Genomic DNA, 7,714 nt, shown 5'->3' with positions numbered 1-7,714 from the left:
GATCACCCCGACCTCGATAAAGCCTTCAAGGACGCAGGCGATCGAGACGCAGAAATGCGGTATGCCGCGGGCGAAATTGGCGGTGCCGTCAATCGGATCGACCACCCAGACGACGCCGCCTTCGCGCATCGGCCGACCCGCCGTCTCCTCGCCGATGAAGCCGTCGTGCGAAAAGGCCTCGTGCAGACGGGCCGCGATCAACTCCTCGGTCTCGCCGTCGACTTCGGTCAAATAGTCCTGCGGCCCCTTGAACCCGACCTTGAAGGACGAATCGAAGAACCTCCGGCGGGCGAGCGCGCCGGCCTCACGCGCCACGGCCTGAGCGGCAAGCCAGCGAAATTGCGTCGGATCGGCGTCTTTCATCGGATGTCCTTCAGAAGTGGCTGTAGGAGCCTTGCGCAAACGTCATCACGCCGCCGTCCGGCCCGACGAAGCTCGGCGGATCGCGACCCTCGAACGCCTCCCCGACGCAGGTGACAGGCGCCTTCGCGGCGGCCGCTTCGGCCTCGAAGGCGGCGGCGCTCGACGGCGCGACCGCGGCCAGGATCTCGTAGTCGTCGCCGCCGGTGAGCGCGACGACGAACAGGCCGGGGTCGACGGCGATAGCTGCGCGCGCGGCGGAGCTGAGAGGCACGCGATAGACGAGCGTCCGCGCGCTGACCTTGGATACGGCGAGCATCTTGGTCAGGTCGCCGACAAAGCCGTCGGAAACGTCCATGCCGCCGTGGGCGTGCTCCGCCATGGCGGGAGCGAGGCTCGTGCGCGGCTGCGGCTCGAGATAGCGCCCGATCAGAAACTCCCGCTCGGCGTGCGGGATGGCGGGCCCCCGACCCTGCCGGATTTTTAGGCCGATCGCCGCGTCGCCGATCGTGCCGGTGACATAGAGCCGATCGCCCGGCTTGACGCCGGTCCGCGTCGCCATCCGGCCTGCCGGGACGGCGCCGAACGCCGTGATCGACAGGGTGAGCGGCCCGGGCGTTTTCACCGTGTCGCCGCCGGCGAGCGGACAGCCATAGTCGGCGCCGTCGGCGCCGAGCGCGGCGGCGAAGGCGTCGAGCCAGGGCTCGGTCCAGTCCGGGGGAAGGGCGAGCGACAGCAGAAAGCCGAGCGGACGCGCGCCCTTTGCGGCGAGATCGGACAGGTTCACCCGCAAGGCCTTGCGCGCGATCGATTGCGGAGGATCGTCGGCGAAGAAATGCACGCCCGCCACCAGCGCGTCGGTCGTCAGCACGAGATCGCAGCCGGGGGGCGGCGAAAGGAGCGCCGCGTCGTCGCGCAGGCCCAGGGCCGCCGGTCCGGCGTAAGGCGCGAAATACCGCGCGATCAACGCGTCTTCGCCGAGGCGGGAGGACATGTCGCGGTGAACCCCGGGCTTTTCCGGCCGTACCACCGGCCGCCGTTCTGTTAGCCCATTTGCGGCCGGCTGTCGCGATGGGCCTGAAATCGTTGGTCGCTCGGCTTGCGCCCAAGTCGAGACTGAGCGGGCGCCGCAGCGGCGAGAGTGAGGAAGCCCGCGTCCTTTTGAGGTCGCGATCAGACAGGGTGTCGGGCGAGCGTCTGAGGCCGTCTACTTTGTTGAAGCGGGCGCCAGGGCGACCGCGGCCTCAGTGGTCAGCGCGAGGAATGTCAGCGTCTCCTGAAGGTAGAGGCGCACGACGGCGTCGGTGTGGCTCAGATAGCCGATCGAAATGTCCTGGCCGATGCGCAGGTCGAAATCGCCGCCGCGGGTGGTGAGCACGAAGGCGCCGTCGATGGCCGGCGCCCAGATGATCTCATCCTTGACCAGCTCCTTGACGTGCTCCAGCACGGGATAGCCGTTGTCGTTGGTCTCGGCGAGGGCGGTATAGGCTTCAGACCCGAGCACCACCGAATAGGGCCCGTTGACGCCGGCGAGACGAAGCGCGCTCAAAGCCTGGGCGATCGCGACCGGATACTCACGCACGTCCGACGGAAGCGTCAGGATCGGGTTGCTGGTCGCCTGCCGAATGCCGCCGATTCCGCCGGCGGGATAACCTTCGAAGATGGCGCGGTCCTCGGCATAGGCGATCTTCCGGGCGGCGTCCTTCACCGGCTGCCAGTCCGAATCGTTCGCGCCCCGTTCGACGTCGTCGATCTGCTGGCGATCAAGCTCGAAGGGAACCCTCAGCTCGACCAGCGCCTTCACCTCGCGCTGCCGCGCCAGTATGCCCTCCCCGGGCGCATCGATCATCTTGAGGCGCCCGGTGCCCACTGCGGAGAAGTCGACGCCGGCCGGCCCATGGACGTCGACGACGCGCCGCCCGGCAAGGTAGCGCTTCAATGTGCGCGTCGCCTCTTCTTCGATGCCGGCCCAGGCCGCGTCGGAAACCGGGGCGAGCTCGCGGTGGAGATTATTCATGACCCTTTTCTCCTTTGAGGGACCCGATTCCAAGCGAGCGGCCGGCGCGCGCGGACGCGGGCGCCGGTTCGGCCGTCGACTCGGGGGGCGCTGTCGCCGCCGCAGGCGCGGCGGCGGTCACGGAGTCCAAAAATGTCAGGGATGGCGTGAAGAACAGCGTTCCCGTCACCGCGCGGCTGAAGTCGAGCAACCGATCGTAGTTGCCCGGCGGCCGCCCGACGAACATGTTTTCGATCATCTGCTCGGTCACCGTCGGGGTGCGGCAATAGCCGATGAAATAGGTGCCGAACTCGCCGGCGCCAGCCTGGCCGAAGGGCATGTTCGCGCGCAAAATCTGACGTTCCTGCCCGTTCTCGGTGATCGAGGTCAGCGCATTGTGCGCCGACGTCGGTTTGATCGAATCGTCCAGTGCGATGTCGGCGAGCTTGGTGCGGCCGATGATGCGCTCCTGCGCCTCCGTCGGCAGCGCGTTCCATGCGCCGAGGTCATGGAGATATTTCTGCACGATCACGTAACTGCCGCCGGCGAACGCGTTGTCTTCGTCGCCGACGATCGCGGCTTCGGCGATCTCCGGGCCGCGCGGATTCTCGGTGCCGTCCACGAAGCCCAGGAGGTCGCGGTCATCGAAATATCGGAAGCCGTGAACCTCGTCGACCGCGGCGACGGCGTCGCCGACCCGCGCCATGATCTGCGTCGCCATCTCGAAGCAGAGATCCATCCGCCTGGCTCGAATGTGGAACATGAGATCCCCGGGCGTAGCGACCGCATGGCGCGATCCGGCCCGGATCTCCCGGAAGGGATGGAGCTCCGCCGGGCGCGGATCGCCGAAAAGCCTGTCCCAGGCGTCGGACCCGATCCCCATCACGCAGCAAAACCCGGCTTCGACGTCCCGAAATTCAATCGCGCGCGCCAACGCCGAAAAGTCGGCGCAGAAAGACCGCACGGCTGCGCAACTGGTCGGACCCGGATTGATCGTCACGACCAGGAAAATGGCGGCGCGCGACAGCGGCGTCGTCACCGGCTGAGGAACAGCCGCGTCAGTCCTGGAAGTCGCGGGCATCATCACCCCTCCTGCCAGCGAAGGCATGTCGCAAGATCGCCCGTCGAGCAACCGTTTTGTTCGCCTCGGGCTCCGCGCATGAGAGGCTTTGGCGCCCAATCTGGGCAAGCGGCTTCGCCCTCGCGTCCCTCGTCAAGATCGCCGAGCCGACGCCGAACCCGGCGGCGAAGAAAGCCGCGGCGGGGTCATAAGCCTTCAACCGACCTCAGCGAGCGTCGCCGCGACGAGGAGGACAAAAGCCGCCGTGGAGGCGACCGCGCGACAGACATGACACCGCTCCCAGCGGTCCTGGAGAGCGGTCCGATCGGCGGTCTCTCCACCGGTCGTCGCCTGCGGCGCCGACGCCGTGGGAACGGATTCCGCGGCCAGCCAGACCCGGTTCATGGGAACGATCAGGAGCCAGTACAGGAGGTGGGCGAGCGCCTCCGCGGCGAAGGCGAGCGCAACCAGCCAGAACGCCAGCGTCGCCGGAGAGAGGGACGCCAGAAGGGCGCAGATCACGACGACGGCAAGCGGTTCGGCGACGCCCGCGATCGTGAAACCCGGATAGTAGATCCCTCGAACGGCAAGGTAGCTGTCGCGCGAGAGTTGGACGTCCCCGGGGACCTCGAGGGCGCCGGCAAGCGGCGACACGATCGTCACGGACGCCAGAATAAGCGACGCGGCCAACATCATCACGTTCATGGTCGGCGAGCCTCCGAACGCCGAGCGGCAAAAATCCGCCATCATGCGTCGCCGCCACCAACGGCCGACCCGCCACCGAGGTTCCCGGTTGCGCTTCGCTTCCCCCTTCCCTAAAGCGTCGCCCACGCTTTCCCGTAAGGACCGCTACGTGACCGACGCGTTTCAGCCCCGATCCGACTTCCTGCGCGTGATGCAGGAGCGCGGCTACATCCACCAGTGCTCGGACCTCGCGGGCCTCGACGACAAGGCGCACTCGGGGAAACTCGCCGCCTACATCGGCTTCGACTGCACGGCGCCGTCGCTGCACGTCGGCTCGCTGGTGCAGATCATGATGCTGCACTGGCTGCAGCAGACCGGCGGTAAGCCGGTCGCGCTGATGGGCGGCGGCACGACCATGGTCGGCGACCCCTCCGGCAAGGACGAGAGCCGCAAGCTTCTGACCGTCGAGGCGATCGAGAATAACAAGGCCGGCATTCGAAAAGCCTTCGCCCACTTCATCCGCTTCGGCGAGGGCGAGCATGACGCGATCATGCCCGACAACGCCGACTGGCTTGCGAAGCTCAACTACATCGACTTCTTGCGTGAGGTGGGCCGGCATTTCTCGGTGAACCGGATGCTGGCGATGGATTCGGTGAAGCTCAGGCTCGACCGGGAGCACGAGCTCACCTTCCTCGAATTCAACTACATGTGCCTTCAGGCCTACGACTTCACCGAGCTCTACAAGCGTCACGGCGTGACGCTGCAGATGGGCGGGTCGGACCAGTGGGGCAACATCGTCACCGGCCTCGACCTCGGCCGACGCATGGGCCTTCCGCAGTTCTACGCGCTGACCTCGCCTCTGATCACCACCGCCTCGGGCGCAAAGATGGGGAAGACCGCGGCGGGCGCGGTCTGGCTCGACCCCGCGATGCTGAGCCCCTACGACTACTGGCAGTTCTGGCGCAACACCGAGGACTCCGACGTCGGCCGGTTCCTAAAACTGTTCACGCTCATGCCGCTCGACGAGATCTGGAGGCTCGAAGCGCTGGGCGGGGCCGAGATCAACGAGGCGAAGAAGGCGCTCGCCAATGCGGCGACCACGCTTTTGCACGGCGCGGAGGCGGCCGAGGCGGCCGCCGAGACGGCGCGAAAAACCTTCGAGGAAGGCGCGCTCGCCGACAGCCTGCCGACGGTCGAGGCGCCGGGCGCGGAATTCGACAGTGGCATCGGGGCGCTCACCGCCTTCGTCCGCGCGGGCCTCGTCGCCTCCACCGGCGAGGCGCGCCGGCAGATCCGCGGCGGGGGCCTGCGTATCAACGACGAAGTGCTCATCGACGAGAAGGCCGTCATCACCCGCGAAGCCTTGCAGGCGGGCGGGGTGGTGAAGCTGTCGCTCGGGCGCAAGAAGCATGTGCTGTTGAGGGCGGTGTAGTCGGCGGAGGGGCGGCGTCTCGCCGCCCGGGCGCGCAGGACGCGCGCCCTCCATCGCTCGCGGGTGGGCGCAGCTGAAAGTGTCAATTTTGAATGGGAGCGAATTTCATGCGCGCTATAGGGCTGGCGATAACCGCGCTTCTCGCGGCGGCGCTTGCGCAGGCCGCCGCAACGGCCGCGGACGAGAAACCCCAAAAACCCAACATCGTCGTCATCATCTCCGACGATCAGGGCTGGAAGGACGTCGGGTTCCATGGCTCCGACATCAAAACGCCGAACATCGACGCGCTCGCCGCTGGCGGGGCGCGGCTCGAACAGTTCTACGCCCAGCCGATGTGCTCGCCGACCCGCGCGGCCCTGATGACCGGGCGCTATCCGTTCCGCTTACGGGCTCCAGATCGCCATTCCCTCGGCCCACACGTACGGCCTGCCGACCGACGAATGGCTCCTCCCTGAGGCGCTGAAGGAGGCAGGCTACGAGACCGACCTGATCGGCAAGTGGCACCTCGGCCACGCCGACCGCAAGTATTGGCCGCTCGAGCGCGGGTTCGACCATCACTACGGCCCGCTGCTCGGCGAGATCGACTACTTCACCCATGAGCAGCACGGCGTGCTCGACTGGTTCCGGGACGGCAAGCCGGTCAAGGAGCCCGGCTACTCCACGACGCTGCTCGGCGACGCGGCCGTCAAGCTGATCGAGACCCACGACGCCAAAATTCCGCTCTTCCTCGACCTCGCCTTCAACGCGCCGCACGCGCCTTTCCAGGCGCCCGAGGCGGACCTCGAGCACTACAAGGACATCGCCGACCCGGCCCGGCGCGCCTACGCCGCGCAGGTCACGGCGATGGACGCTGAGATCGGCCGGGTGGTGAAGGCGCTCGACGAGAAAAAGATGCGCGACAACACGCTGATCGTGTTTCAGGCCGACAACGGCGGCACCCGCAATATGTTCTCCGGCGAGGTGGACACCTCGGCGCTGAAAAGCCTGCCACCCGACAATGGCCCCTATCGCGAAGGCAAGGGCACGGTCTACGAGGGCGGAACGCGCGTCGCGGCGGTCGCCAACTGGCCGGGCCGTATCAAGCCCGGAACCGTCATCGACGAGATGATCCACGAGGTCGACCTCTACCCGACGCTCATCGGCCTCGCCGGCGCGAGCGCGGCCAAGGCGAAGGTCCCGCTCGACGGGCTCGACGTCTGGGGGACGATTAGCGAGGGCAAGCCCAGCCCACGCACCGAGATCGTCTACGACCTCCAGCCCTTCCGCGCGGGCTTAAGGCAGGGCGACTGGAAGCTCGTCTGGCGCACGCCGCTGCCGCAGGCGGTCGAACTCTATAACCTCGCCACGGACCCGTCGGAGAAGGACAACGTCGCCGCCGCCCATCCCGACAACGTCATGGGACTCCAGCAGCGCGCCAACGAACTCGCCGCGGCCATGGTCCCGCCGCTCATGCTCCAGATAGAGTTCAAGGCGATGAAGCAGCGCCTCAGCCTGCCCCCGGCCCTGCCGGACGACGACGTCATCGACGGCGCGGCCGAGTAGCGCCGGAGGGCCGGCGTCTCCCCTTGGCGCGCCGGACAACTGCGAATGAGGAGGGCGAAATGCCGGACGATATCGACGATGTCTGTCCTGCGCCTCGTCCGGCGCATGACGCCTCCAAGGAGCCAAAGGGCTGGTACGTTCCGCACGGGCTTCCGCATTTCGATTCGCCCGAGGTTGTGCAGGAGATCACCTTCCGGCTCGCCGACGCGCTTCCGCGCGCCGTCGCCGCAGCTCGGAAAGACGAAACCTTCGCGGCGCATCGGCGGCGGATAGAGGCGACCCTCGACGGCGGGCACGGCGCGTGCCTCCTGCGCGACCCGGCGCTCGCCGGCATCGTGCAGGCCGCCCTGCTTCACGGCGTCGGGATCAAATACGAGCTCTTCTCCTGGGTCGTCATGCCGAACCACGTCCACACGTTGATCGCGCCGAAACCGGGCAATCGGCTGGCGGATGTCGTGCAAGCGTGGAAATCATGGACGTCGAAGGCGATCAACCGCGATCGCGGCGCCAGCGGGTCCGTCTGGCAGCGGGAGTACTTCGATCGATTCATCCGTGACGAGCGGCATTTCGCAGCGGCGGTCGCCTACATAGAGGAAAACCCAGTAAAAGCGGGTCTGGCGGCGAAGTCGGGCGACTGGCG

9 protein-coding genes are annotated in these 7,714 nt (G+C 67.4%); 4 read left to right on the top strand and 5 right to left on the bottom strand.

Features of this window, described 5'->3' with window-relative positions; genetic code table 11:
• The 5 genes from ACLP25_RS25490 to ACLP25_RS25470 form a co-directional block, all read right to left on the bottom strand.
• Positions 1-363: inositol monophosphatase family protein (locus ACLP25_RS25490; protein ID WP_442471907.1), on the bottom strand; the 363-nt coding region annotated here is incomplete at its 3' end.
• 10 nt (positions 364-373) lie between these two features.
• The gene (gene thiL, locus ACLP25_RS25485; protein ID WP_442471906.1) at positions 374-1,354 is read right to left on the bottom strand and encodes a thiamine-phosphate kinase; all 981 of its coding nucleotides are present in this window, start codon (positions 1,352-1,354) and stop codon (positions 374-376) included.
• A 213-nt stretch (positions 1,355-1,567) separates the two neighbouring features.
• Entirely contained in the window at positions 1,568-2,377 is an 810-nt protein-coding gene (locus ACLP25_RS25480; protein WP_442471905.1) for a family 1 encapsulin nanocompartment shell protein, read from the bottom strand.
• The gene (locus ACLP25_RS25475; protein ID WP_442471909.1) at positions 2,370-3,437 is read right to left on the bottom strand and encodes a Dyp-type peroxidase; all 1,068 of its coding nucleotides are present in this window, start codon (positions 3,435-3,437) and stop codon (positions 2,370-2,372) included. The genes ACLP25_RS25480 and ACLP25_RS25475 overlap by 8 nt, the downstream gene beginning before the upstream one ends.
• A gap of 195 nt (positions 3,438-3,632) precedes the next feature.
• Positions 3,633-4,166: an anthrone oxygenase family protein gene (locus tag ACLP25_RS25470; protein ID WP_442471904.1), complete on the bottom strand. Its 534-nt coding sequence runs from the start codon at positions 4,164-4,166 to the stop codon at positions 3,633-3,635.
• A gap of 103 nt (positions 4,167-4,269) precedes the next feature.
• On the opposite strand from ACLP25_RS25470, the gene tyrS reads away from it, so the two are divergent.
• The 4 genes from tyrS to ACLP25_RS25450 all read left to right on the top strand — a co-directional run.
• Entirely contained in the window at positions 4,270-5,532 is a 1,263-nt protein-coding gene (tyrS, locus tag ACLP25_RS25465) for a tyrosine--tRNA ligase (RefSeq protein ID WP_442471903.1), read from the top strand.
• A gap of 107 nt (positions 5,533-5,639) precedes the next feature.
• Positions 5,640-5,987, top strand: coding sequence for a sulfatase-like hydrolase/transferase (locus ACLP25_RS25460; protein WP_442471902.1), 348 nt, complete (start codon positions 5,640-5,642; stop codon positions 5,985-5,987).
• On the top strand, positions 5,905-7,074 hold the full coding sequence (locus ACLP25_RS25455; RefSeq protein ID WP_442471908.1) for a sulfatase-like hydrolase/transferase: 1,170 nt from the start codon (positions 5,905-5,907) through the stop codon (positions 7,072-7,074). Before ACLP25_RS25460 ends, ACLP25_RS25455 begins: the two co-directional genes overlap by 83 nt.
• A 59-nt stretch (positions 7,075-7,133) precedes the next feature.
• Positions 7,134-7,714 (top strand): REP-associated tyrosine transposase (locus tag ACLP25_RS25450; protein ID WP_442471901.1); only part of this gene is annotated, 581 nt, incomplete at its 3' end.

Origin of the sequence: Roseiarcus sp., from assembly GCF_052145395.1 — a bacterium.
Taxonomy (GTDB): Bacteria; Pseudomonadota; Alphaproteobacteria; order Rhizobiales; family Beijerinckiaceae; genus Roseiarcus.
Note: the sequence above shows the minus strand (reverse complement) of the source record. Positions and strands in the feature narration are given on the sequence as shown.

Coding starts and splice junctions, on each gene's coding strand:
- thiL (WP_442471906.1), bottom strand. CDS start 1,354: ATGTCCTCCCGCCTCGGCGAAGACGCGTTGATCGCGCGGTATTTCGCG.
- ACLP25_RS25480 (WP_442471905.1), bottom strand. CDS start 2,377: ATGAATAATCTCCACCGCGAGCTCGCCCCGGTTTCCGACGCGGCCTGG.
- ACLP25_RS25475 (WP_442471909.1), bottom strand. CDS start 3,437: ATGCCCGCGACTTCCAGGACTGACGCGGCTGTTCCTCAGCCGGTGACG.
- ACLP25_RS25470 (WP_442471904.1), bottom strand. CDS start 4,166: ATGATGGCGGATTTTTGCCGCTCGGCGTTCGGAGGCTCGCCGACCATG.
- ACLP25_RS25460 (WP_442471902.1), top strand. CDS start 5,640: ATGCGCGCTATAGGGCTGGCGATAACCGCGCTTCTCGCGGCGGCGCTT.